This is a genomic window from Volucribacter amazonae, from assembly GCF_029783845.1.
Classification (GTDB): Bacteria; Pseudomonadota; Gammaproteobacteria; order Enterobacterales; family Pasteurellaceae; genus Volucribacter; species Volucribacter amazonae.
Window position 1 is genome coordinate 1,053,638 of the sequence record NZ_LWID01000001.1, and the last position, 24,010, is coordinate 1,077,647.

A 24,010-nucleotide genomic window follows, 5' to 3' on the forward strand; every position below is an offset into this window, starting at 1 on the left:
AAACTGATGACTTTGTTTGCTGCTACAACCTTATTTGCCACCAGCAGTTATGCTGCAGTAAATTTGCGTTTTGGTTATGAAGCACCTCGTAGTGATACTCAACACGCCGCTGCACAAAAATTTGATCAGCTATTGAAAGAAAAAACCAATGGTGAAATTAAATTGCGTTTATTCCCTGATAGCACTTTGGGCAATGCACAAACAATGATCTCTGCGGTACGAGGTGGCACGATTGATATTGAGATGTCTGGATCACCGAATTTCACTGGTTTAGAACCTAAACTCAATGTAATTGATATTCCTTTTATCTTTAAAGATCGTCAACACGTTTATCGCGTATTAGATGGTGAAGTGGGGCAAGAGTTACTTAAAGACCTAGAAAAACAAGGACTAAAAGGCTTAGCTTTCTGGGACGTGGGTTTCCGCTCCTTTACCAATTCTAAACACCCTGTGAACACCCCTGAAGATATTAAAAATCTCAAGGTGAGAACCAATCAAAACCCTATGTATATTCAAGCCTTTACCTTACTTGGAGCAAATCCAGTACCGATGCCATTGTCTGAGCTTTATACCGCTTTAGAAACAAGAGCCGTTGATGCGCAAGAACACCCAATTGGCATTGTATGGTCATCAAAACTCTATGAAGTGCAAAAATACCTGAGCTTGACGAATCACGGTTATACACCATTGATTGTGGTAATGAATAAAGCCAAATTTGATGGACTTTCGCCAGAATTACAAACGGCTATTTTAGAGGCGGCGAAAGAGGCAGGTGCCTATCAGCGTCAATTAAATGAACAAAATGAACAAGACTTGTTAGATAAAATGCGTCAACAAGGGGTAGAAGTCATTGAAACCGTTGATGTGGCACCATTTAAAGCCATTATAGAGGAACAAGTTAGAAAATCCTTTATTGATAAAAATGGCGATGAGTTAATCAACAAAATTGATGCCTTGGCGGAGTAAAAAATGCGATCTTGATCAAAAAACAGAAATAAACTTGGCTTTTTTGATCAAGATAAACTTAATCTGGATATACTGAACAATCAGTATCTTCTTTCTGTTTTTAAATAAAGGGAAAGTTAATGGTAAAAAGTAATGAACAATATTGGCTAGGTATTGATTGCGGTGGCACTTTTATTAAAGCAGGCTTATACGATGCTCAATTTAATGAAATACATTGCGTACGGCAAAGTTTAACCATTATTAGCTCTCAAGCAGGTTGGGCAGAAAGAAACCTTACTGATCTTTGGCTGGTTTGTGTTGCTGTAATTAAGGAGGTTGTGCAACAAAGCCAGCTTAATCCACAAGATATCAAAGGTATTGGTATCTCAGCACAAGGTAAAGGGCTTTTTCTGCTAGACAAACAACAGCAACCTTTAGGCAATGGCATTTTATCATCGGATCAACGAGCTTTAGAGATTGTTAAACAATGGCAACAAGAGGGTATTCCACAACAACTTTACCCACAAACCAGGCAAACCCTGTGGACTGGACACCCTGTGGCGATTTTGCGTTGGTTAAAACAACACCAGCCTGGGCGTTATCAAAATATTGGGGCGGTGTTAATGTCGCACGATTATTTACGTTTTTGCTTAACAGGACAAATTGCCGCCGAAGAAACCAATATTTCAGAATCTAATTTATATAATATGCAAACAGGGCAATATGATGAATCTTTAGCCCAGTTACTGGATATTGCCGAAATTATGCCTGCTTTACCGCCGATTATTCAATCTGCTGACATTGCGGGTTATATTCTGCCAGAGGTGGCATTACAAACTGGACTTGCAATAGGTACGCCTGTGGTTGGTGGATTATTTGATGTGGTTTCCACCGCACTTTGTGCTAACTTAACTGATGAGTACACCTTAAATGCGGTACTTGGTACTTGGTCAGTAGTCAGTGGCATTACCGATCATATTCAATCACAACAAACCATTCCTTTTGTTTATGGACGTTATGCTATCCAAAATCAATTTATTGTACACGAGGCAAGTCCAACTTCAGCAGCCAATTTAGAATGGGTTTGCCAGCAATTAAATATTCAAGATTATCAACGCATTAATCAATTAGTCAGTGAATTGCCTAAAGCCAAAAGTGCGGTCTTTTTTGTACCTTTTTTGTATGGCTCAAATGCAGGATTGGGTATGCAAGCAGGGTTTTATGGCTTGCAATCTATCCACAATCAAGCTCATCTATTACAAGCGGTCTATGAGGGCGTAATGTTTAGCTTAATGTATCATTTGCAACGAATGTTAGAACGTTTTCCACAAACTCATACTATCCGAGTAACAGGTGGTCCAGCTAAATCAAAGGTATGGTTACAAATATTGGCTGATTTAACGGGAATTAAGATTGAAGTACCACAAATTGAAGAAACAGGCTGTTTAGGGGCTGCAATGGTAGCTTGCCAAGGTGTTAGTCAACGACCGCTAACAAATGCAATTAAACCGAAAGTCATTGAAATTCAACCTGATCCACAAGCCTATTCTCTCTATCAACAGAAATATCAAAAATATCAATTATTAGTACGTTGCCTACAAACATTTAATGAACAACAGCATCATTTCAACTTGGAGTAATAATATGAAAAAACATAAGCTAGGGATCTATGAAAAAGCCTTACCCAAAGGCATTAGCTGGAATGAACGTTTGGTCTTAGCAAAATTTTGTGGTTTTGATTTTGTGGAAATGTCCATTGATGAAACTGATGAACGGCTTGCTCGTTTGGATTGGAGCAAGGAAGAACGTTTAGCCTTAGTCAAAGCGATATTAGAAACAGGCATTACTATCCCCTCAATGTGCCTTTCGGGTCATCGCCGTTTTCCTTTTGGTAGCCACGATGAACAAATCCGTCAACAAGCCTATATAATAATGGAAAAAGCGATTCAATTAGCAGCGGATGTAGGTATTCGTACTATTCAGCTAGCAGGTTATGATGTTTATTATGAACAACAAGACGACAGTACCTACCAGCGTTTTTTGCAAGGTTTACAATGGGCGGTAGAAAAAGCAGCGGCGGCACAAGTTATGTTATCCGTAGAAATTATGGATACCGAATTTATGAATTCCATTCGTAAATGGAAAAAATGGGATCAATTACTTGCCTCGCCTTGGTTTACCGTTTATCCCGATGTTGGCAATCTTTCTGCTTGGGGAAATGATGTGGCACAAGAATTACAATTAGGTATGGATCGTATTGCCGCCATTCATTTAAAAGATACTTATGCAGTAACCAAAGATTACTCAGGACAATTTAGAGATGTACCATTTGGTGAAGGCTGTGTGGATTTTGTTAAGGTTTTTCAAACCTTACAACAACTTAACTATCGTGGGGCATTTTTAATTGAAATGTGGACAGAAAAAGCAGAAGAGCCGATAGTTGAAATTATTAATGCACGCAAATGGATTGAACAACAAATGCAATTAGGGGGATTTGAATGTTAGAACAATTGAAACAACAAGTATTAGAAGCCAATCTTGATTTACCCAAATATGGTTTAGTAACCTTCACTTGGGGTAACGTAAGTGGCATTGATCGTGAACGTGGTTTAATTGTCATCAAACCATCAGGTGTAGAATATGATGTAATGACAGTTGAAGATATGGTGGTCGTCGATCTACACACAGGCAAAGTAGTAGAAGGCAACAAAAAACCATCATCTGATACACCAACTCACCTTGAACTTTATCGCCAATTTACGGACATTGGTGGCATTGTCCATACTCACTCACGCCACGCCACGATTTGGTCGCAAGCAGGACGAGATTTACCTGCATTAGGCACAACCCATGCGGATTATTTTTACGGCACCATTCCTTGTACACGTTTGATGACAGAACAAGAAATTACCAGCGAATACGAGTTAGAAACAGGTAAAGTTATCGTTGAAACATTCAACCAACGCCAAATTAAAGCAAAAGATATTCCTGCAGTATTAGTCCATTCGCACGGACCTTTTGCTTGGGGGACAAATCCACATAATGCGGTACATAATGCTGTGGTACTAGAAGAAATTGCTTATATGAACCTATTTTCTTACCAACTCACACCAAATTTACCAGATATGCAACAAGTATTGCTGGATAAACATTATTTACGGAAACATGGTAAGAATGCTTATTATGGGCAGGGGTAAATAAACTTATTCTTTGATTAGCTAGGTTTATCATAATAAGTATTTGTGGCATTTATCAATATAAAAAAGTGGCTAATATTGTTTTAAATATTAGCCATGCTTTCTCATTATATAGTCATTTCTTTTATAAAGAATACAACATTGAGCTGCTTTGCTTATTTCAAATTAAAATGAACATATTATCCTAAAACAACCTCACCAACCGATTTAAATCATTGAGAATTGCCCCAGCACTCATGGCTTTGCCAGAACTTGGGCCATGAATAATAAGTGGGTTATCACGATACCATTGGCTTTTTAGCATAAAAATATTTTCCCCCGGAAGAATTTTGGCGAGATTTTCTTCGGGATCAAGTTGAGCTAGACCAATATAGGCTTGATCAGGGGCGTGAAATTTGGCGATGTAACGTAAGATTTTGCCGTCTTCTTTAGCTTCTTGATATTGTTGTGCAATGTGCTGATCAATAATGCTTAATTGTTCAAAGAAATCATTAATGGAACATTCTGCTAAATGAGCAGGGATCAGAGATTGTACTTTTACTTGATGATTATCTATATTGTAGCCCGCAGAACGAGCGGTAATCACTAATTTACGAAGGGCATCATAACCAAACAAATCCTCTCGAGGATCACGCTCGGTAAGTCCTTGTAACCAAGCCTGCTCTACTAATTGTGAAAAAGGAATAGTGCCATCATATTGATAAAATAACCAAGCGAGAGAATTAGAGAAACTTCCTTCAATACTGATAATTTTATCGCCACTTTCCACCAAATCATGTACGGTGTTATTAATCGGCAAACCGCCCCCTACGGTGGCATTATAGAGCCAATAACTGCCCGATTGTGCAAAAGCAGCTTGAATTTGTTGAAATTGAGCTAACGGAAAGCCAGCCGCTCGTTTATTGGCACTGACCACATGGAAACCATATTTCGCATAATCAATATAATGATGAGCAACAAAATCACTGGCGGTAATATCTAAAATAACTAATTCGTCAAAGGGGTGAAGACTAAGCCATTGTAACAGTTGATCGGGAACTAATTCTTTGGCGTGTTGAGCAAATTGTTCATCAAGTTGATTAAAACCTAATGTGGGTAAGCCTTGATAATCTAGCCAAGCCTTTTGGCTAGATACTAACCCTATTAGAGCAAAATCAAAATGGCTGCGTGCCGCCATTTTTTCTTTTTCTTGTTGGTAAAGTTGAATCCAAGTTTTCGCAATTTCGCCTTTACCAAGCACCACTAAACCAATGGTTTTATGGGCTCGGAAGAGATCATCATGTACCTTATTTAATAATTCACGACTTACCGCTTGGCGTAAAATAGCGAGAACGCTAATATTTTGCGGAGATTGCCAAATTAATTCAATAGGTTGATTTTTAATTTGTTGAAAAAATCGCATCATTTGTAATGAATTTTGGCAAATATTTGCCCCAATAATGCCAATCATACTTAGATCGTAGCGTATTGACATGGATTCTAATGGTAAAGGTAGCTGTTTAAATTGGATAAAAATAGGATCAATAATATCGTTTGGATAGACTAATTTTATCCGATATTCAGAGGTATTAATTGACAAGGCTAAAGGGATAAGTTGTTGCTGTTGTAACCAATTTTCTAATTGTTGTTGCCATTGCGTGATATTTTGATTTGGAGCAATGGTCAGTTCAATAAGACCAATATGATTATGATGTGTAACAATTTTACCTTGTGCGGAGGAAGCTAATAAATGTTCTACTTGAGTGTAACCTTGTTCAGCTTGGATATAACTACGCAAACGCAATTTTAATTTTTGTTCATTAACAGGTTGTAAGCTATTAGGGTGTAAAATCGGTGCAGAAAGGCGAGCCAATTCAGTGGCTTCATCAACACGCAATAAAGGCAATAAATTAGCATTTCTCACTAAATTTGGATCGGCACTATAAATCCCTGCAATTTCTCCCCAAATAGTAACCTGTTCAATATTGGCTAGAGCGGCAATTTGGGTGGCTGAATAATCCGAGCCATGACGACCTAATAACAATGTTTCTCCTTGTAGGTTACGACAAATATAACCCGTAATCACAAGCCGTTTTTGTTGCTGAGCTTGTAAAATCGGTTGCAAAGCTTGTTGGCTCAACTCAACCTTTATCGTTGGCAAAATATGTTGTTCTGCCACTAAAAATGTACGTGCATCAATAAATTCCGCCGCAATATTTTGTTGATTTAAATAAGCGGTTAACAAACGAGCTGACCAAATTTCCCCATGCCCCACAATTTCAGCATAAACGGCTTCAGTGATTGTTTGATCTAAAAGATGGGATAAATGTAAAATTTCAGCGAGAAAAGGCTCGGTTACCTTTTCAGGATTTTTTAATAAGCTATTAGCGTGCGTTAAATAACTATGGCGAATAAGTTGTAAAGTGCGGTTCGCTTCAAGAGGATTTTTTTGTGAAAATTGTACCCAATCAATTAATAAATTTGTGGTTTTCCCCATTGCTGAAACCACAATTAAATCTTCAGCTTGGCTATATTGTTGAATTAATTGACTAACTTGTTTAATTCCATTGGCATCAGCTAATGCGTTTCCACCAAATTTATGTAATTGTTTGCTCAATGGTTTTCTCCTTGTGTTTTACACCAAATGGAGATTTATTGTACCATTGATTTGCTCAATGATGAAAAAATAAGAAAAAGAAATCTAGACGTCTAGATTGTTATTTGTCTAGTTTTTCTTTAAAATACCCACAATTTATGTAGAGGATCAGGATAAAGAATTATGGCGAATTGGGACGGAAAATATATTAGCCCCTATGCAGAGCATGGTAAAAAAAGTGAACAAGTAAAAAAAATTACCGTATCTATCCCCATTAAAGTCTTAGAAATTTTGACCAATGAACGCACACGCCGCCAAATCCGCAATCTTCGCCACGCTACCAATAGTGAATTACTGTGTGAGGCATTTCTGCACGCTTTTACAGGACAGCCCCTACCTACTGATGAAGATTTGCTTAAAGAGCGACATGATGAAATCCCTGAAACCGCAAAGCAAATTATGCGTGAAATGGGGATCAATCCAGATCAATGGGAATATTAATAAACTACCGATAAGGTAGTTTTTTGGGATATTTTTCACGATTTATTCTCTGCCGTTACCAACGTCAAAACCCCGCTAGCCAAATCAGAGAAATGAAAGTGAAAAAATATAACCGCCCTCAATTTAAAACAAGACAAAGTGTGCCAACGCTGTATTATTTTAAAGTGGGACAGCTATATCAAAGCAATTTCCTTTCCTCAATATACTTTGACAAATTCCCTTTTCTTACAATAACCGTTTGATAAACTGTAATTGGGTATTACCAAACTTGACAGGAGCAAACCGATACTACATTCCAACCAAAGCTAGCAATATCAAATGATAAGCTTGATGAAATGAGTCCAACTTTTGGATTCAGATCACACAGAAGATTTTTACTTACCCACTATTTTCTTTCCGTTGATGAACGTCTTTGTTGCAATAACCAATTTATTACTGTGGGACTATCAAATGCCATATCCCAACTATTATGAGCATTATTGTTAATCATTCCATTGTCGCCAACTTGTTGAAATATTAATTCATTGTATTTCACAAAAGGGGCGTTAAGTGAACGAAGTATTTGATAGTTTTTTTGAGAGCCTGTTACGGGGGCAATTTTATCTTCTTGACTATGAATAAACCAAATGGGTATATGCTTGATACTAGCGAGGTTATCTTTGGTGGCATTACCATCGATCCACTCAAGGCTATGTGCCTCTCGTCCACTAAGTAGCAAGGCTCCAGCAAAAAAGTGCGGTCGTTTTAGCAAAAGATTTAATGCTCCCTCTGCTCCTCTTGATAATCCGATTAGATAAATTCTATTAGTGTCAATATTGGGATTGTCAGCTAAGGTTTGATCAATCATTTTTAAGAGTAGTTGTTGTCGGTTATCTGTTTGCCAATGAATACCACCACGTTGTCCTTTCTCTATATTGTCAAAAGGATCAAATGGCGTTTGGTATTGTGGTGCAAGAACAAAACTTTGTTCATAAGCTAAGGTTGAGATTGCTCTGTAAGTTCGCAAAATTTTTTGCATAAAGTTATAAAATTATTTGCATAAAATTAATATTTGGTTTTATGCAAATAAAAATGAGATGAATATTATTATAAAATAAAACCAGACATCCATACCCCTCCAGCCTATTTGAACCGCAGTCAGTCTACTTTATATATAGTAACACTTCACTTTCATTGCATTCCGAGCGAAGCTGTCTTTAATACAATAGCTTACTAATTAAGGAGAAAACAATGTTAAAACTCAGAACCCACCACGAAATGCTGACCGAATTTGCTTTACGCATTGTAAAAACAGGGAAAGAAACCATCAGCAACGATACCTATACCTTTGAGGGGGTAACCTATAAACTGGCGTTTACGCCTATCCGCTTTACAGGTCGCCATTCCCACTTACATGATAAACTCGTCAGTTTTTATTTATTAACCAACCACAGCACAACGCCTGATTTTTACGCCTTAAAATCCGAATTTCCCCGCTAAATGGCGGGGATTGCCTTAGAATTTATAGACTAAATTATCCTCATATCTCCCCGCATAACTGGTGGAAGTATTAACAATACGCTGATAGCTCTCAAAAATTTGCCAATTATCCACCTTATCCTCAATCATATAGTCAATAAAACGAATAAATTCCGATTTGGTCGAACTAAAGAACAAATAGGGCGGTCTTGTAAGGTTAATCAAGCGTAAAAAATCAATTAAATCAAAATAATGGGCTTGACGATAGCTAGCTTGATGAGTACATAAATAAGGCGGGTCAAGAATCAGCAAGGCTTTGGGATTATCCTGAAATTTTGGCATTAACTGATGAAAACTTTCGCTCACAATTTCCAAACCATCTAAGTAATGTTCTGCACTGGCATAAGGGGTTTTACGCACTCTAAACCAAAAGTCTTGGCGATAAAAATCCTCAAAGGTGGCAGCCTGTTGCCCGCTGAATAACAACCAGTCCACTAAGGTATTTAAGTCCTTAGAGCCCTTAAAGGCTTCAATTTTGGCGATGACTTGCTGTTTCAGGGCAGGCGGTAATCGCTTCTTACTTTCCACCTTGCCATCAAGCAGCTGCCAAAGTTCTGCCCGCAGACGATTTATATCATCAATATGCGCTAACCGCTCGGCATAGCTGTCATAATCGTTATAAATAACCCTTGCTTTAGGCTTAATTTGCTTAGCGACGTGGCTTAATAACCCACTCCCGCCAAACACATCAACAATCGTCCAGCCCTCGCCATCATCGGTTAAATGCTGATTTAACAAGGCTTTAAACTGATTTAAAAACAGCCTTTTTTGCCCCACAAACGGCAGTGGGGCTTGAGTGAAATGTAAAGATTTTGTTTTATTTGCCATAATTTAGCTCCTTTAAATTATGGCGTTCTGGCATTCTTGATGCTCCGACACTCTAAGTTAATTGAAACTGTTGATTTTCTTACAACGCACGCATTTTATCTCTAAACTTTGTGCATTTTTCGCTCGTGCTAGTAGCTTTTTACAGCAACGACAACGATATTCCTTTATCTGCATAATTTTCCCATTTTAAGCGGTTTTATGTTAAGATCCGCCCGTCTGGTCAGACAGGACGGTCACGGGCTTATGCAGGGTGGTTCTGCTTAGGCTATCGTTAGTTGTTGCGACCAACTAACGATACCGTCTTTTTCCTTAGTTCTCACATTATAAAATCATTTTTGTTATACTCCTTGATTGACTTGTTTAACCAAAATTGCAAGTGTTTTTAATTGCTCTATCGTCATCACAGATTTAGCCAATTCTGCGATAAGTATCTGTTGTTGTAATGGTAAGCCTTTTACCGATATAGCATGATTAGAAATCTCCGCTAACATTTGAAAATTATCAGTCTGTATATTTCTTTCTTGAAAAAATACTACAATTTTTTCTACCCATTTAACTGTAATTTTTTTGCGTCCCGTTTCCATACCACTTAAAAATGAGGGACTTGTACCAATGGCTTTTGCCATACTGTACAAAGTTTCATTGGCATCAACCCTTGCTTTACGAACTGCTTTGCCAAACTCTGTCAGCTTTACCCTTTTCATTTTGCTTTACTCTAAAAATCGCCGCCAAATCATTTGGGCTAAACCGCCAGCCTTGTGTACCACCATTTATCGCATTCGCACACCATTCTGAACAAAAGAATTTTGAACGTGCGTGAGGGATACCAAATACCACACCGATTGCCCCAAACCAATCGTAACGACTACCTTGGGTTTGGTTAAAATAGCGAATAATTTGGGCTTCATTAACGCCAAACAACTCAATCAAATCCCATTTATCACTATCCAGTAACATCGTTTTCTGCCGCACACCGCCATCACGAATACTTGAGGAATAACATTGATAATGCTCTTCTCCCTCTGCTTTTATCACAATTTCACAATGAGAATAAATGCCTTTTGTCAGTTTTCTTGTTAGCCAATCGCTTAATCGTGCAATCACAGCTTTCGGTTTCCAACCTTGTTTTTTGCCTTTGTAAAAGGCTAAATAGACTTGTGTTTTCATGATGCTTTCTCCGCCAGTTCATTCATTTTGTTAATAATATCTTGATAGATTGCTTGCAGTTGCGATTCATCAAGTGCCTCATTTTTCAACTCATATTTTCGCATTCGTTGTATAGCAAGCTGTTCTTGCAAGGCTCTCAACTCTGCCGCTTGTTTTAAAATCAACTCAACTGCGGCTTGATTATCTAAGCCCGCTACGCTTGAAAAACTTGTGATATAAACACTCGGCTCGCCTTGATAGTTTGCTTGTTTGAATGCCAATGCCGCCGCCTCTCGTTCTTGATATTCATTGATAAAACGAGTCCAATAAGTAGAAATATCGGCGGCTTTATTATCAATGTCATTGCTTAATTGTTGCCGAAGACTGGCGAGATAGGCTTGTTGCTTGTTTTCATCAATAACCCATTCACTCCCCTTTAAAATATGGCAAGGGCTAGGCTGTGGTTCAATTAAAATTGGCGAGCCATTTTCATCGGCAATAATGGTTTTGCCTTGTGATTGCCCTGCTAATAGTTCTTTATATTTTTCTTCGCTGATTTCAACCGCATTTTCAGGGATTTTGTGTAGTCCCTGTAAATAAAAACCATTTGTTTGTTTATCATAAAAATACATATATCTCTCCGTTTTAATATCCTATTGCTAAAAATGCTCCTGCACTTCCTGTTACTCCATTGAATGCACTTGATTTTGCTCCATAATAAAATGTTGCTTTATCAACTACATAAGCAAAAGAATTATCTACACGATCTCCTTGCCTATTAATATTTGTAGCTAAAACGATAAGTGCGACATTTGGGAATGCGATAGGAAATGATTTATTTCCTGCATCAGATACCTGACCCCATTGTAAAATTAAGCCATTTGGTAATTTGCACCAACCTGTGCCACTGAGATTCTGGGTAAAATCATCTTTATTCACATAGTTTTTTGCTTGTTCTGTTACCCAACTTTGATAGGCGATATTCTGTTCTACCCTTGTTGCAGGAAAACGAATATAGGTTGATGAACCACTATCATTTGTATATTTAAGATTTAACCGTCTATCACTCTCACTATTTGGATTGACTTCTAAATCCCAATATCCTTGATTTGTCCCTAACCGTAGTAAAGACCAACCAGATTGAGCATTAATACGTAATAATCCATTGATAGTATCCCCAGTCCGATCAACCTTACCCAATGAATCCACTCGCCGCCAATCTTGCCATTTACCACTACGATAATCTCGCTGATAGCAAACACTATTAAAGGTGGTATAACGTTGGAAATTGCCGTTATATAGCACTTCTAAAACCCCTGCGACAGCCTCGGGGTAATTTCTCTCAATAGATGCACGAGCAGAGGTTGTTTGTGCAAAAATGCCATTTTGACGGAAATCATTTAAATCATCAGTGGCTGATAATGAAGTTCGTTGTAAGGGCATTACCTCGGTTTTTTCGGCTTTATTCTCGTTTAATAATTTCCCCTGACGAGCGGATAAGCCTGCGGTTTTGCTATCGCTATTTAAATTATCAATTACCTCGCCGATAATTCGCCAATTTTCAAACCCACTGGCTTGATTGGTTCGGCGAATATAGATGATTTGATTATCAAACGGTACATAAAGCTGAATACCTTGATAAGCAGAGGGCAGAACAAATAGCGTTCCTGCTTTTTGTTCTGGATAGTTTAATGCCGTAAGGGCGTTGCTATTACTACTTTGCGAATAAACACCGTATTTTCCTGTCCCTTTTAAATCATTTAAATTGGTCATATTGTTCAAGGAAGAAGTGGCTGAAAAATTCTGAAAGGGCGTGCCAGTAATAGCTTTTATTACGTTCACAATCGCCTCATAAAGCTGTGTTTTCTTACTTGGAATAGGCGAAAGTTTAGCTTGTGTTAATACATAATTCAGCTCCTCACCATAGCTGATTAAAGTATTCTGATTGTCATTTAACCACTCTGCAGTAACTCTTGTCCCTTGCTCACCTGTGGCGGGATTACCATTATGGAAATTACCATCATTGGAATTAATTTTTTTTAGTAAATCTTTCATCGCTTATCCTTTGTATGCAAAATAACAATACGTGTGAGCGGGCTTTAAATCTTTAAAAAACTCTTCTATCACACGGTCGCCAAATTGGACTAACCGCTCTCCCGCTAAAGATTGTCCAGCACGAAAATAAATAATATTGTCATCGCCATTTATCACCGTAACACGCCACATATAAATCAACGTGTCCGTTGACGAGTTAGCAATGGGAATATCACCCACATTAGGCAAATCATTGTTAAGTGGAGAAAATTCCTTTATTTCAATTTGATAGCCAATGGATTCGGCAAGTTGAGTAAAATAAGGAATGGATAAACCACCAATGGCATTAAGCTGTAAAATAACTTTTCTTACTCGTTGGCTATAAGTCAGATTTAAGTTGGTTTTAATGCCACACAATCGCTCCCAATCTGCTAGCATTTGATTACTGGTTTGGGGGTCAACCACATTCAGTAACTCTGTTGCTCCTTGTTCTAAGCGTTCAAAAGCATTGCCATCAACCTCACACTGAATAAGCAAATGTTCGCCGTTAATGTTATAAGACACTGGCGGATAAAGTTTAGCTAAGCCCGTTTTATAATCCGTCATGCCATTAGCTCCACATTCACATTACCCAATCTAAACCATTCAATTTTACTGGTGGTATCTGCGGTTTGATTACGGGTTGGCGATATAAATTTGCGGTCAACCACGCCGATCAAATCTGATACAATGGCTTCACATTGTGAAACAATAAAACTATCGCCCGGCTCAATACTGTTAAAATGGGTTTGTAATGCAGATTTTATTGCCTGTGTAATCTCATCAAGACTAGTATCTACAATACTCACTTTAATATTAAAATGAATTTTGCTGACATCAGGTTTAACAACCAACGATTCTTTGGCAGTAACAGGGCGAACTTCGTCAATATAAGCCTGACAACGGCGAATAGTGTCATCACTGGGAATATCATTATTGGCTGTAATCGCAATATCAACCGTCCCCAAACCTCGTCTTAACGGATAAACAAAAGCGGCTTCTACACCGTCCACCTCTAAAGCCCAATTACGATAGTCATAACGATTGCCGCCTGCTGCAGGACGGCGGATTTTTTCCAGTAAACGGGCTAATAATGCACTGTCGCTTTCCGCATCTGTGCCGCCAACAACATTATTTAAGAGCACCTCTGACTGCACGCCAACAGGGGCTGACATAAAACTTGCCTGCGTAGTGTGAGTGATATTCTGTTGACTGCCTTGAGCCATTGCTTTGACTGAAACCTCAACACTGCCTGATGATGGAATAATGACCTCTTGTGTTGTGGTATAAAATTGATTATTTGCAGTTTTAATCACTAAGCCTGCGGCAACAATGGCATTTTCCTTGCCTGTAATGGTTGCGCCTGTTCCGCTGGCATAAGTGGCATTACGACGGCGAATACCACGCAAATTGGCGTGTTTTTCTAAAAAATCACTGTCAGCAGTATCAGGAAAAAATTGGCGAAATAACCAAGACTGGTGGGCATAAAGCCCTTCTGCCATTGCAGCTAATACACTTGCCCTTGCATAAGTATCCGAGTCTTCCGCTATATCAATATCTGGTACAAGGGATTGATAATCCCTTAATAATTGCTGTCTAATTTCCGTTAATGTTGGGGTTTTAAACATCGTTAAATCTCTCGTTAAATCACTTTTACAGGGTGCTGAAATTGATAATGTTCTCCACGATTATCTGTTACTTCAATAAATAACAATAACCAACCATTTTTCGGTTGCTGATATGTTACTAATAGGGTTTTTACTCGCTTATCATCAAGCAAAGGCTGTAAGGCTTCTTCCGCATATTGTTGAGCCAGCAATCCCACACGTTCAACGTCTTTTTCACGCGGTAAAGTATGTAACAATGAGCCAAGTGCTGGATTTGCCCACCAACTCCCTAATGGCGTAGTTAAACGAATATAAACCGTATTTTGCAATGAAGTCGTATTTTGACCGTTGTAATCGCCTGTGGCGGTGTTTAATTCTCTGTCCATAGCGACAGAATAAGGATTTATGAGAGAGGAGAGAGGTCGAAGGGGTTCAGCACCCCTTTTTATATTAGAACGTTACAACGGTGCTGATGTTGGTTGACCATCGCCTTGTTCTTTGTGTTTATGATTAACCAATGACTTACCATTCGCCACCACATCGCCTGTTGTTTTATAGTCGCCCGAAGACTGAGAAATGTTACCATTAAAGGTTGCCCCATTGCCACCTTGAATTGCCATACCGCCATTGCCATTGATTTGTCCCTGTGCGGTTAAAACTTGTGAGGTTTCCACCAATGGCGAGTTAATTTGCACTTTTTGGCTGGCATTAATAATCAAATTCTCGCAGTGCATTTCAATCAGTTTACCCTGTTTTAATATCACAGAACTGCCACTTTGATCATAAATAGCGACTTCGCCCTCTTGCAGTGCTTTTAATCTAAAACTGCCATGCTCCGTTGCAATCACAACGCTATGGCTCGTTTCCCCGCCTAAAGGCAAAATAATGGCTTGGCTGTTAGCAGGTGGTACAGAGGTCAAACCAAAATGTTGGATAAACTCCACATCTTGCAATGTTTCATCAGCCAATGCAGAGAGCTGTACTTTTTGAATATTATCTTGTGAATTAACAAGGTTAATTCGCCCACGAAACGCCTGCCGCAGACTTTCAGCAATATGTTGCCCCATATTTTTTAATTGTTGCCCTAAGCGTCTCATTTCCAGCCCCCTTGACCGTCTGATACCAATAATTTTCCTTTCCCTTTGCGTTTTCTCGCTTTTTCTGATTTTGCGGCGTAGGCATCAGGCGTCCAAACACCATCTTCTTTTAGCCTTAATTCTGTTTGTGTACCACCAAATTTTGTCAACATAAAACGTCTGCCCATTAAAAAGAAAATAGCATCAATACCATATTCTTCACAAATAACATGAACTCGTTGCCCGGGTCGCCATAATTCGCCCGATGCGGTTTTATGATCAGCAACAATGAGCGTTAAATCAAATTGTTCAAGCAAGCTATCTGAAATAAATTTCTTGGCTTTCTTTTGCAAAGCCTCAAGGTTCTCAACATCAGCAATCACGATGGTTTTCGGTTTATAACTTGGGGCATTTTCTGCTTCATAAACCCATTTTAAATCGTGTTTACTTTCGTCATTACTTCGCCCATGCCGTTGGGCTAAAAAAGTAATATGGCTGTAAGATTGCGAATAATCAAACATCAAAGAGGCTTCTAATACATTATTTTTATCACCTGATTTATTACAACAAAGGGTTGCCACTGGTGGCGTAGAATAATCTGCACCGCCGACAACCAACACGCCATCAGGCTCAAACCAACAATGTAAGCCAGCAGAATTTGCACAATTCATTATTGCTTGCCACGCACTTTCCCCCACATTAATATCCACCTTATCCAATATAGGATTGGATTCGGCTTTCAGTTGGACGTTGGTAATGCCTAAAGGTTTAACAATCTGCTCAATAGCTTGTAACACCGTCAGCCCTTTTACATTGATTTGCGGTGCAGAGCAATCCAGTAAGATAGCTGCCTTATCTCGTCCATTTAGCGAAAAAGTGCGGTTGCCTTTGCTAATATTATGTCTGGTTGTATCAATGATCCCTGTTAGCACTAACTCATCATTAATCAGCACCTTTGCGGTTTTCCCCGTATAATTGGGGATCTGTGTGCTTTCTGCTGGCAGACCAATATTAAAGCTAAAGCTATCCGCAGGGATCAAAAAATCGCTATCAATCTCATAACTCTTCCAATTTTTATGTTGCTTTCCATCAATCTCTACCACAATTTCATTATCGAAAGGGTAGCTATTATCCGTTTTATTATTCCGCATAACTATTTAATACCTCGCCGCAAGCAATAAAATTAGGGTGGCGAATATGGGCATTGAGCCGTAATAACTCATTTGCTCGTTGATAATCTTGATAAAAATGATGCGCCACTTGCTGTAATGTGCCACTGATTTCAACGGTGCGAATAATCAATGGCGGTTTACGATTAATGGCTGAAATCGCTAATTGTGTGGTTTGAGCGGCAATATCTCGTAATTGTTCAATCACCCGATGGGCTTTTTCATAGACCGCCGTTTGAGCTTGTTGTAAATCTGTGGTATTCGTTGCACTGGTTTGTAACGCCCGTACTGCCAAAATCCCCTCTAAACAAGCCTGTTTAACTTGGGTACAAATATATTCAATATCATTTGGGGTAATCTCTTGTTCAGATTCAATGATTTCAACCGCCACACTAGCTAAGTTTGCTGTACAAAGTAATTGTAATGCGCAACTAATCTCCACAATATCTGTACTGGTTAATGAGGTAACACGTGATTTAATCCGTTCTTTTTGGTTTTTACCTGATACCAAATTTTTAGGGATTGCCAAAATAGCTTGGGTATTCACTAACACATCATCAAAGCGAGATTTTATGGTTAGCTGATTTACTTTTGCACTTTGTGTTGTCCCTGTTTTAATAATATGATTTAAGCCTTGCAATGCTTTACTTGCCGTTAAGCCAAAATTATCTGCGGTCACATTTGAAGGTAGGCTAATAAAATCCTTACCTAACTCAAATAGCCCTAAGGCTTGGCTAACAATACCACTTATAGCACCCCAAGCGCCGAGTAAGCGTGCTTTCACATTAAAGGCAAATGCCACATAACTCATCACTTCGCCATAAAAGGCATAAATATCATCAATAAAATTCTCTAATTTGTTTAAGTATTCATCAATTTTATTGAGTAATGAATTTTCAAATACAAAAATTGGCTTGGCGGGTGTCGCCTCTTTGAAACTTAAATCAACTAACACATAATTAATATAATCTGCCTCGTGTTTAAATGAGGCAGAATAACAAATCATATTTGGCATACGCCCTAAAATTGGATGAACGAGAGTATCCGCCCCTTGCTTTTTTAGTACCTCTAAAAACTTCTTAAAATCCGTATAATACTCTTGCCCATAGAAAATAGCTTGTAATCGCACACTATGCGGATTTAAGCCCATATCCTCAATATCCGCCCCATTTACAAAAGGGTAAGCGTGTTCAGCCATAACTCGTTCAAAGCTATTTTCCACACTTAATACTTCAAAACGCACATTACGGTAACTTGCTCGCTGAATGGGCATTGTCCAGCCTTTCATTATTGCCCCCGATTAAAATGTTGATATTGATATTCAGAAACTTGCTCGGCAACCACTCGACTATCAAGATCAACAGTAATATGGTTTTGTATCGTATTATGTTGATTTGCCAATGCGCTGATCCCTTCAGCAAGTTTAATGGACGTTTCAGCCATGGACTGCACATGAGCAGATAAATCAATACTTGGCTGATATAAGCGACTTTCTTCCTTAGCATAGCGGTTGATGCGTTCTAAAATTTGAGTACGTTGTTCCTGATTAATATCGCCTGTCGCTAACCGATTTTCTAGGTATTTAATTGAGTCAATTTCAACACTTTTACGTGTTAATGTTGATCCCCAACCACCGTCCGTATTGCGTAAAGCTTCAAACAATAGTGCCTCTTTTCGGGCAAACTCTATTCTTTTAGCCAATAACAACTTTTCTTCATCACTGGCTTGCCCAGCTTGCACTTTATGCTGTAAATCTAAGGTGGATTGAGTTTCTTCATCTAAGTCAGGCGAAGTAAAAACTGTTGTTGCAATTAAAGGAATTGCACCTGCTTTAATAACATTTTTGGCTTTAGAGGCAACACCGCCAGCAGCAACAGCAGTAGCGGTTTGGGTTCCATTTTTTAGGACATTTCCAACACCTTTTCCACCTCCGAGCAAAGCTACAGAACCTGCTGCAGCTAATGCTGCCGTTCCTAATGCACTAATGCCTGTTGCCGCACCTGTTAATGCTGCTGTAAGATTAGGATATTGTTGAGCATACTCAGTTAATTTCTCGCTGACATCGCCAAACTTATCATTCAGCTCTTTCATGGACTTCATTTGAGCAAAATCCGCAGTATTTTTTAATTGTTCCGTTTTAAAAGCATTGGTATCGGCAATCACCGCATGGGACTTATCCACCGCACCTTCACTATCAGCTAAACTTTCTTTGACTTCATTACCAAGTTGTAAATTATTACGAATCCCTAAATAAGCCATTAACGCTTGTCTATCAGAAAGAATTTGCCCAATAGCTTTCCCTTCCATCAAGTTTGTCATCTGATCTAATAATGTTTTTTGTTCTGAACTTGAGGCAGTTTTTAAGCGTTCTTGTAATTGCTTATATTGTTCATCTTCGCCGATAATCATATCCATAATGGCGTTAAAGGCTTCTAGTGAATTTTTACCGCTGGCTTTTTCCGCCTCCATAGAGGCAATAAAATCTACGCCATGTTCTTTGCCGTCTTTGCCTTTTATTTTTAAATTTTTAAAACGCTCATTAGTTTCTTTGGCAGTCATTTTAGCTAAGAGATCTACAAGGTTATTACCTGCTTCATCACTGGTTCCTGCAGTTACCCTTGCTTGCTGGTTAGCAACCAATAACGTATCAAGCCCCTCTAAACCCGAAATGCCTGCTTGTTTTGCCGCCGCCATTTGTTTTGGTAGCCATCTCGCCATATCTGCCAGCTCAAAATTACCTGCTTGACCTGCAGCGACGGCTTTATCTAATACGATGCCAATATCTTCTTCTCTAATACCAAATTGTTGCATTGATGAAATAGCAATCTTAGCTAAATCATTAGGATCTGCCCCTGTAGCAACAGCCCCTTTTTGTAAAGTTGGTAATAAATTTATCGCTGTCTGTGCTGATACCGCGCCAGAAGCGATCATTGTATCTAATGCCCCTAAGGCTTCTTCTTTTGAACCCCCTCCCGCATTTACTGCTTTCTCAACAGCATCAAATAACGCTTTTTTTCCTGCAATTCGTCCCTGTACATCACGTTCCACAAAAGCAGTATTTGCAGTCATCGCTAATTGACGGTCAAAATCCATTTCTCGTTTCATTGGTTGCGCCATTACCATAGCCCCCGCAGTAACCCCAGCCGCCACGCCCATTACACCACGCCCTATATTGGTTAAGCGTTGCCCATTCCCTGTATTGTTTATTCGGGTATGGCTTTTCTCCACTTTTACCATTTCTTCATTTAATTTTGCAAGGCGTAACCGTTGAGCCTCTGCCGCTCTGGCTAATTCTTTGCTACTCGCTGTACCACTACGTTGTAAACGGTTATAGGCGGCTATGGTGCGTTGAATTTCCCGCTGAATACGATGCTCACTGCGAATCCCTAAATGCTCTTTAGCTTGATTTAATCGCTTTGCTGTTTCTAGCTGACGTTTAGCAATCTGTTCAGCAGTCTTGCCCACATTATTGGCGGCGTTTTGCTGATTTTTTTGCGTTTGTTTGCTAATTTCATCAATATTTTTTGATGTCCGTTTAACATTATCTAACACTTGCTTAAATTGCTTACTGGCAAAATCTTTTGCCTTAACGATCATTTCTAAATTCATCGTTGCCATTTTTAAATTCCTGTTAAAAGCCATTTAAATATTCAATAAAAAAAGGGGGAGTATGCCACCTCCCCCTATTTACTGTGTTACTCTTTTTTTCTTACCACATTGTAATGAACGGTATTGCCCTGCTTTCGCTCGCCTTTTGGCGAAGGATCGTTAATACCAAGGCTATTAAGATAATGGTTAATCCAGCTCGTTAATTCAACAATCGGCATTTGCCAAACCTGCTCGGCATTAAAGCCAATTTTGCTTAATAAAATTGTGCTTTGTTGATAACTACGGTAAGCCTGCGGTAGCCCATATTGTCTTTGGGTCGTATTTATTCGCCCTGATTTATATGGGGTTCGCCATTTCCAGCGACGATTCGCTTTTTTCTTAATTCGTCTAATACCTCATTGATAAGGGCATAATCAGTACTCGCCAAGTGTTCAAGCAAATACTGAGGGGTTAAGTCAGAAGAAGGTATTCCCTCAAAGCTCACTTGTTGACAAATAAACGCCAAATCAATTAATGCAATATTCTGCTTTGTATGTTTATCGCTCTGTTCATTGGTTAAGTCGTCTAAGGATAAGCCCATTTCTTCAATGGTTTCTAAAGCTCGGCATTCACCTGCTACCGTCAATAAATTTGCCCTAAACGCATAATAGGTATTGCCTTGATAGTTTAAGCCTAGCAATAATTTACTTTTCATTGATTACTCCTTGATTTCTTTTAAGGCATTCATTTGAATATCAATCACCGCCTCATTATCTACGGTGTATTTTTCGCCCACTTGTGTGGTAAAACAACCGAGGTAAGAAGTGCGTTTTTCTTCTTGATTAAGGGGATAAATGGTTACTTTCGCATCACTGATCTCCGCCCAATCAATTTCCGAACCATCAATAGGCATCGCTGCCGTTAAACTCAACTCCCATACGGCAATACCTTGGGCAAACCCTTTAGCAATACCCTGACTATTCATGGTTTTAACTAACTTTCGCCCTGTTTGTTTGGTTACGCTTAAATCTGTTACTTCAATTTCTTTGCCGTCCACTTCAAGCACCACAGAGCCTGCATATTTTTCCATTGTTTACCCCTATAAAATCAAATCAATTCGGTTAGCAATAATATGTAAACCATTTACCACATCAGTCGGAATGGCTAAATTTAAGCGATTAACGTCCACGTTATCTCGCTCCACCATGAGTTTGGCTAAATGGCTTTGTACATTTTCCAAAATTTCAGCCTCTTCCATTTTGACTAAAACATCAATGATTTCTGACCGCACTTTTTTCGGCGTACGTTGGCTGAGCTTATCCCGTGGAAAGCGTAACTCTAGGCGTTGTTCTACCGCTTTACGCACATAATCCAAAGTGCGAATAGTGGTTAAGTCTAAATAACTTGGGTCATCAGTATTCGTGGCGGACTTAGTATAAGTGGTAATAGCTCGCATAATTTGTACCCGCTGATTCACCATCGTAATTGGCGTTAAACCATTATAGAGCGCTTGGTTAGCCTCGGTAAGTAATGGCGTATTGCTCACATCAACTAAACTTAACCCTTTAATTTCCAGAGTATTTAGCGGTTTGGCAGGATCTTCCTCGCCAGCAATAATCGCACCATACCCTGCCGCAATTAACGCATTTCCTTGTATACAACCCTTATACCAACCCACAGTGAGCCGTTCTGCATTTAATTTACCCGTAAATGTCGTGCCAGTGGCAAGACTATCACGCCAGCCCAATACCCCAATACCGGGCTTTTTCTCAAGGGGAGCGGAAACTGTCGCCAAATGTTCACGCAAAGCCACCGCATTTTTCTCATCAGAAAAAGCACTGATAATCACATCATATTTCGTCCCTGCTACACTGGCTAAAGCGGGGGCTATATCAGCATTTTCTTGCCCACCAGTGAAAGAAGTCGCCGCAATGGTCATATCGGACACAGAGTTATAGGTACTTAAGGCAATTTCATTACCAATTTGCCCTTTGGATTTGGCAGTTAAGGTAATGGTTTTACTGGATACCGTTGCACTCACTAACGACTCTTCGCCAGCATTAATCACCGCCGTTAAACGGTTTGCCACGGTTGCCGCATCTTCGCTTTTATTGACCGAGATTTTATATTCTGTGCCACCAATGTTAACCCCCATAACACCAATCACTGTCGCTGTGCCGTTTAAGGTAACAGTGGCGGTAGCTGCCACACCAGCACTATTATCTTTAAGCCCAATAACCGATAAATTCAGCAAACTATTATTGCGAATGGCGATTTTGCTCATCAAATGCGCCCACGAGCCAGCCCCAAAATAACTCATTGCTTCTTTATCTGAATAAATTTGGATAGCCCCCGTAAATGCCATAGCATTTTCTTTTGTCATTGGGGCAATAATCAACACCTCTTGTTTATTATTGGGTAAGCTATTTACTGCCCCTTTATTGTTGTATTCGGTATAAACCCCGGGCTTACGCAAGGATTGTGGGATATGATTAAATTCAATACTCATTCATTCGCTCCTTTCTTGTTTTTACTCTGCGTTTTTGGCGGTTCTGCTGTCTGTCCAGTCTGCACCACCATAAATAGATCACCATCAGCAAGACGGCGTTGATAATAAATACTGTTTTCCACCTCTACAGGCTCAAACTCGGTAATATAAAGAGAGGGACGGTGTTCATAGGGAACCTTTACCCCTTCACGTGCTTTTACTTGAATTTTCACTGATTACTCCTCAACTTTTGTCTCTACTGCAATGCCCACTTGAGCATGGCTATTGGGATCATAAATTTTGCCCTGAATATGAACTAAATCAGGCGTAAGCTCAGAAAGCTGACCTTGATAAGCATTAAAAATATAATCTGGGTGCTGTTTATCCTGCGTAGGCTCGGGATAATGCCCATCTTCAAGCCAATGTTTTAAGCTGTAACTGATTTCAAACTCAATGGCATAAGCCGTCAGCTTTTCATTACGCACTTCGGCATTATTTAACAGTGTTTGTACTCGCAAGGGCTTAATCGGCTCAACTAAACGCCCCAAGGTTTGATTAACCAGCAAATATTGCACTGCTGAAACCAACTGATTTGCCCCGACTTCTCGTTTATCTACACCCCCTTGCCTTGCCGCTTGTGAACCACGTAAATTGCGCACCATCACAATGACCACAAAGGTATCCTGATGCTGATAACGTACCCCACGCCCTGTCATCGTTTTACTGACAAAACGGCTACCACCATAAGACACTAAGACCAATGGCATTCGGTTGACAGCAAGACGAGCATCGTCAATTTCGCCCTCATAGCTTTTTACCTCATAGACGAGTTTGCCTAGCCCACGTTTTAAGCGGTCAATTAAGGCATTTTCAATGCGGGTTATCACGACTAAACACCTTATTTTTCGGATTAGAGAACATCACATTACTTTCCAATTTTTCTTGTGGAGTTTGTGTTTCAATCCCTAAGGAGACTTTGCCATTGGCAATATATTCAAGCTCTTTTAAGGTTAAGCGATAACGCTCAATCACTTCTTCGCTAATCGTCGTATCGGACATACTCGCTAGCCGATAACGAGCTAAATCACAGCAAATTCGCACTAAATTCTGTGGCACGCTGGCTAAAGGCAAGGGATAACGCCCCGCCAAATAACCATCAATTTGACTGGCGCTATCCGCCAATGCCACTGATAAAATCCGCTGATTAATTTCGCCTGTATGTTCTCGGTCAGTAAGCTGAATAGTTTCCATTTCGCCAATACGCAACACAAAATCCTCAACACTGGCATAAGCAAACAT

The 24,010-nt window shown here is 39.4% G+C and carries 27 protein-coding genes and 1 pseudogene; 6 read left to right on the forward strand and 22 right to left on the reverse strand.

Annotation, left to right across the window (positions count from 1 at the left end; all coding sequences use genetic code 11):
• Positions 1-6: 6 nt before the first annotated feature.
• The 4 genes from A6A20_RS05170 (at position 7) to araD (ending at position 4,142) form a co-directional block, all read left to right on the forward strand.
• Positions 7-966: a TRAP transporter substrate-binding protein gene (locus A6A20_RS05170; protein WP_424585441.1), complete on the forward strand. Its 960-nt coding sequence runs from the start codon at positions 7-9 to the stop codon at positions 964-966.
• A gap of 119 nt (positions 967-1,085) precedes the next feature.
• Positions 1,086-2,585, forward strand: coding sequence for an FGGY-family carbohydrate kinase (locus A6A20_RS05175; protein WP_279572458.1), 1,500 nt, complete (start codon positions 1,086-1,088; stop codon positions 2,583-2,585).
• A gap of 4 nt (positions 2,586-2,589) precedes the next feature.
• Complete coding sequence (locus tag A6A20_RS05180) at positions 2,590-3,450, forward strand: L-ribulose-5-phosphate 3-epimerase (protein WP_279572459.1); 861 nt, start codon at positions 2,590-2,592, stop codon at positions 3,448-3,450.
• Positions 3,444-4,142, forward strand: coding sequence for an L-ribulose-5-phosphate 4-epimerase (araD, locus tag A6A20_RS05185; protein WP_279572460.1), 699 nt, complete (start codon positions 3,444-3,446; stop codon positions 4,140-4,142). The genes A6A20_RS05180 and araD overlap by 7 nt, the downstream gene beginning before the upstream one ends.
• Positions 4,143-4,326: 184 nt before the next feature.
• On the opposite strand, the gene metL is transcribed toward araD, so the two are convergent.
• Positions 4,327-6,738, reverse strand: coding sequence for a bifunctional aspartate kinase/homoserine dehydrogenase II (gene metL, locus A6A20_RS05190; RefSeq protein WP_279572461.1), 2,412 nt, complete (start codon positions 6,736-6,738; stop codon positions 4,327-4,329).
• 162 nt (positions 6,739-6,900) lie between these two features.
• On the opposite strand from metL, the gene metJ reads away from it, so the two are divergent.
• A complete protein-coding gene (metJ, locus tag A6A20_RS05195; RefSeq protein ID WP_279572462.1) occupies positions 6,901-7,218 on the forward strand; it encodes a met regulon transcriptional regulator MetJ in 318 nt (105 codons plus the stop codon).
• A gap of 385 nt (positions 7,219-7,603) precedes the next feature.
• Here metJ and A6A20_RS05200 read toward each other — a convergent pair.
• Positions 7,604-8,212: pseudogene (locus A6A20_RS05200) on the reverse strand (carboxylesterase family protein); the annotation flags it as partial.
• A 236-nt stretch (positions 8,213-8,448) separates the two neighbouring features.
• Between A6A20_RS05200 and A6A20_RS05205 the strand changes: the two are divergent.
• Positions 8,449-8,697, forward strand: a complete 249-nt coding sequence (locus A6A20_RS05205) for a hypothetical protein (protein WP_279572463.1) — start codon at positions 8,449-8,451, stop codon at positions 8,695-8,697.
• A 15-nt stretch (positions 8,698-8,712) separates the two neighbouring features.
• On the opposite strand, the gene A6A20_RS05210 is transcribed toward A6A20_RS05205, so the two are convergent.
• From A6A20_RS05210 to A6A20_RS05300, 20 genes are all read right to left on the reverse strand, one after another.
• Positions 8,713-9,564 (reverse strand): DNA adenine methylase, encoded by an 852-nt coding sequence (locus A6A20_RS05210; RefSeq protein ID WP_279572464.1) that lies wholly within the window; start codon positions 9,562-9,564, stop codon positions 8,713-8,715.
• Positions 9,565-9,621: 57 nt separating this feature from the next.
• Positions 9,622-9,738, reverse strand: coding sequence for a Com family DNA-binding transcriptional regulator (locus A6A20_RS12745; protein WP_424585419.1), 117 nt, complete (start codon positions 9,736-9,738; stop codon positions 9,622-9,624).
• A gap of 164 nt (positions 9,739-9,902) precedes the next feature.
• The gene (locus A6A20_RS05215) at positions 9,903-10,268 is read right to left on the reverse strand and encodes a helix-turn-helix domain-containing protein (RefSeq protein ID WP_279572465.1); all 366 of its coding nucleotides are present in this window, start codon (positions 10,266-10,268) and stop codon (positions 9,903-9,905) included.
• Complete coding sequence (locus tag A6A20_RS05220; RefSeq protein WP_424585420.1) at positions 10,225-10,731, reverse strand: enoyl-CoA hydratase; 507 nt, start codon at positions 10,729-10,731, stop codon at positions 10,225-10,227. The genes A6A20_RS05215 and A6A20_RS05220 overlap by 44 nt, the downstream gene beginning before the upstream one ends.
• A complete protein-coding gene (locus tag A6A20_RS05225; RefSeq protein WP_279572466.1) occupies positions 10,728-11,342 on the reverse strand; it encodes a tail fiber assembly protein in 615 nt (204 codons plus the stop codon). The genes A6A20_RS05220 and A6A20_RS05225 overlap by 4 nt, the downstream gene beginning before the upstream one ends.
• Before the next feature lie 13 nt (positions 11,343-11,355).
• The gene (locus tag A6A20_RS05230; RefSeq protein ID WP_279572467.1) at positions 11,356-12,765 is read right to left on the reverse strand and encodes a pyocin knob domain-containing protein; all 1,410 of its coding nucleotides are present in this window, start codon (positions 12,763-12,765) and stop codon (positions 11,356-11,358) included.
• Between the two features lie 3 nt (positions 12,766-12,768).
• On the reverse strand, positions 12,769-13,350 hold the full coding sequence (locus tag A6A20_RS05235) for a YmfQ family protein (protein WP_279572468.1): 582 nt from the start codon (positions 13,348-13,350) through the stop codon (positions 12,769-12,771).
• Positions 13,347-14,411, reverse strand: coding sequence for a baseplate J/gp47 family protein (locus A6A20_RS05240; protein ID WP_279572469.1), 1,065 nt, complete (start codon positions 14,409-14,411; stop codon positions 13,347-13,349). The genes A6A20_RS05235 and A6A20_RS05240 overlap by 4 nt, the downstream gene beginning before the upstream one ends.
• 14 nt (positions 14,412-14,425) lie before the next feature.
• Positions 14,426-14,776, reverse strand: a complete 351-nt coding sequence (locus A6A20_RS05245) for a phage GP46 family protein (protein WP_279572470.1) — start codon at positions 14,774-14,776, stop codon at positions 14,426-14,428.
• 72 nt (positions 14,777-14,848) lie between these two features.
• A complete protein-coding gene (locus tag A6A20_RS05250) occupies positions 14,849-15,487 on the reverse strand; it encodes a phage baseplate assembly protein V (RefSeq protein ID WP_279572471.1) in 639 nt (212 codons plus the stop codon).
• Positions 15,484-16,617: a phage baseplate assembly protein gene (locus A6A20_RS05255; RefSeq protein WP_279572472.1), complete on the reverse strand. Its 1,134-nt coding sequence runs from the start codon at positions 16,615-16,617 to the stop codon at positions 15,484-15,486. Before A6A20_RS05255 ends, A6A20_RS05250 begins: the two co-directional genes overlap by 4 nt.
• Positions 16,607-17,923, reverse strand: coding sequence for a DNA circularization protein (locus A6A20_RS05260; protein WP_279572473.1), 1,317 nt, complete (start codon positions 17,921-17,923; stop codon positions 16,607-16,609). Before A6A20_RS05260 ends, A6A20_RS05255 begins: the two co-directional genes overlap by 11 nt.
• The gene (locus A6A20_RS05265) at positions 17,923-20,253 is read right to left on the reverse strand and encodes a phage tail tape measure protein (RefSeq protein WP_279572474.1); all 2,331 of its coding nucleotides are present in this window, start codon (positions 20,251-20,253) and stop codon (positions 17,923-17,925) included. Before A6A20_RS05265 ends, A6A20_RS05260 begins: the two co-directional genes overlap by 1 nt.
• A gap of 77 nt (positions 20,254-20,330) precedes the next feature.
• Positions 20,331-20,462, reverse strand: coding sequence for a hypothetical protein (locus A6A20_RS05270; RefSeq protein WP_279572475.1), 132 nt, complete (start codon positions 20,460-20,462; stop codon positions 20,331-20,333).
• Between the two features lie 104 nt (positions 20,463-20,566).
• A complete protein-coding gene (locus tag A6A20_RS05275) occupies positions 20,567-20,938 on the reverse strand; it encodes a hypothetical protein (protein ID WP_279572476.1) in 372 nt (123 codons plus the stop codon).
• A 3-nt stretch (positions 20,939-20,941) separates the two neighbouring features.
• Entirely contained in the window at positions 20,942-21,313 is a 372-nt protein-coding gene (locus A6A20_RS05280) for a phage tail protein (RefSeq protein WP_279572477.1), read from the reverse strand.
• Positions 21,314-21,322: 9 nt separating this feature from the next.
• Complete coding sequence (locus A6A20_RS05285) at positions 21,323-22,732, reverse strand: phage tail sheath subtilisin-like domain-containing protein (protein ID WP_279572478.1); 1,410 nt, start codon at positions 22,730-22,732, stop codon at positions 21,323-21,325.
• The gene (locus A6A20_RS05290) at positions 22,729-22,944 is read right to left on the reverse strand and encodes a DUF2635 domain-containing protein (protein ID WP_279572479.1); all 216 of its coding nucleotides are present in this window, start codon (positions 22,942-22,944) and stop codon (positions 22,729-22,731) included. Before A6A20_RS05290 ends, A6A20_RS05285 begins: the two co-directional genes overlap by 4 nt.
• Positions 22,945-22,947: 3 nt before the next feature.
• Complete coding sequence (locus A6A20_RS05295; protein ID WP_279572480.1) at positions 22,948-23,598, reverse strand: phage protein Gp37; 651 nt, start codon at positions 23,596-23,598, stop codon at positions 22,948-22,950.
• Positions 23,582-24,010: a gp436 family protein gene (locus A6A20_RS05300; RefSeq protein ID WP_279572481.1), complete on the reverse strand. Its 429-nt coding sequence runs from the start codon at positions 24,008-24,010 to the stop codon at positions 23,582-23,584. Before A6A20_RS05300 ends, A6A20_RS05295 begins: the two co-directional genes overlap by 17 nt.

Excerpts from the sequence above, each read along its gene's own strand:
- A6A20_RS05170 (WP_424585441.1), top strand. The coding sequence starts at position 7 with ATGACTTTGTTTGCTGCTACAACCTTATTTGCCACCAGCAGTTATGCT.
- A6A20_RS05175 (WP_279572458.1), top strand. The coding sequence starts at position 1,086 with ATGGTAAAAAGTAATGAACAATATTGGCTAGGTATTGATTGCGGTGGC.
- A6A20_RS05180 (WP_279572459.1), top strand. The coding sequence starts at position 2,590 with ATGAAAAAACATAAGCTAGGGATCTATGAAAAAGCCTTACCCAAAGGC.
- araD (WP_279572460.1), top strand. The coding sequence starts at position 3,444 with ATGTTAGAACAATTGAAACAACAAGTATTAGAAGCCAATCTTGATTTA.
- metJ (WP_279572462.1), top strand. The coding sequence starts at position 6,901 with ATGGCGAATTGGGACGGAAAATATATTAGCCCCTATGCAGAGCATGGT.
- A6A20_RS05205 (WP_279572463.1), top strand. The coding sequence starts at position 8,449 with ATGTTAAAACTCAGAACCCACCACGAAATGCTGACCGAATTTGCTTTA.
- A6A20_RS05210 (WP_279572464.1), bottom strand. The coding sequence starts at position 9,564 with ATGGCAAATAAAACAAAATCTTTACATTTCACTCAAGCCCCACTGCCG.
- A6A20_RS12745 (WP_424585419.1), bottom strand. The coding sequence starts at position 9,738 with ATGCAGATAAAGGAATATCGTTGTCGTTGCTGTAAAAAGCTACTAGCA.
- A6A20_RS05215 (WP_279572465.1), bottom strand. The coding sequence starts at position 10,268 with ATGAAAAGGGTAAAGCTGACAGAGTTTGGCAAAGCAGTTCGTAAAGCA.
- A6A20_RS05220 (WP_424585420.1), bottom strand. The coding sequence starts at position 10,731 with ATGAAAACACAAGTCTATTTAGCCTTTTACAAAGGCAAAAAACAAGGT.
- A6A20_RS05225 (WP_279572466.1), bottom strand. The coding sequence starts at position 11,342 with ATGTATTTTTATGATAAACAAACAAATGGTTTTTATTTACAGGGACTA.
- A6A20_RS05230 (WP_279572467.1), bottom strand. The coding sequence starts at position 12,765 with ATGAAAGATTTACTAAAAAAAATTAATTCCAATGATGGTAATTTCCAT.
- A6A20_RS05235 (WP_279572468.1), bottom strand. The coding sequence starts at position 13,350 with ATGACGGATTATAAAACGGGCTTAGCTAAACTTTATCCGCCAGTGTCT.
- A6A20_RS05240 (WP_279572469.1), bottom strand. The coding sequence starts at position 14,411 with ATGTTTAAAACCCCAACATTAACGGAAATTAGACAGCAATTATTAAGG.
- A6A20_RS05245 (WP_279572470.1), bottom strand. The coding sequence starts at position 14,776 with ATGGACAGAGAATTAAACACCGCCACAGGCGATTACAACGGTCAAAAT.
- A6A20_RS05250 (WP_279572471.1), bottom strand. The coding sequence starts at position 15,487 with ATGAGACGCTTAGGGCAACAATTAAAAAATATGGGGCAACATATTGCT.
- A6A20_RS05255 (WP_279572472.1), bottom strand. The coding sequence starts at position 16,617 with ATGCGGAATAATAAAACGGATAATAGCTACCCTTTCGATAATGAAATT.
- A6A20_RS05260 (WP_279572473.1), bottom strand. The coding sequence starts at position 17,923 with ATGAAAGGCTGGACAATGCCCATTCAGCGAGCAAGTTACCGTAATGTG.
- A6A20_RS05265 (WP_279572474.1), bottom strand. The coding sequence starts at position 20,253 with ATGGCAACGATGAATTTAGAAATGATCGTTAAGGCAAAAGATTTTGCC.
- A6A20_RS05270 (WP_279572475.1), bottom strand. The coding sequence starts at position 20,462 with ATGCCGATTGTTGAATTAACGAGCTGGATTAACCATTATCTTAATAGC.
- A6A20_RS05275 (WP_279572476.1), bottom strand. The coding sequence starts at position 20,938 with ATGAAAAGTAAATTATTGCTAGGCTTAAACTATCAAGGCAATACCTAT.
- A6A20_RS05280 (WP_279572477.1), bottom strand. The coding sequence starts at position 21,313 with ATGGAAAAATATGCAGGCTCTGTGGTGCTTGAAGTGGACGGCAAAGAA.
- A6A20_RS05285 (WP_279572478.1), bottom strand. The coding sequence starts at position 22,732 with ATGAGTATTGAATTTAATCATATCCCACAATCCTTGCGTAAGCCCGGG.
- A6A20_RS05300 (WP_279572481.1), bottom strand. The coding sequence starts at position 24,010 with ATGTTTGCTTATGCCAGTGTTGAGGATTTTGTGTTGCGTATTGGCGAA.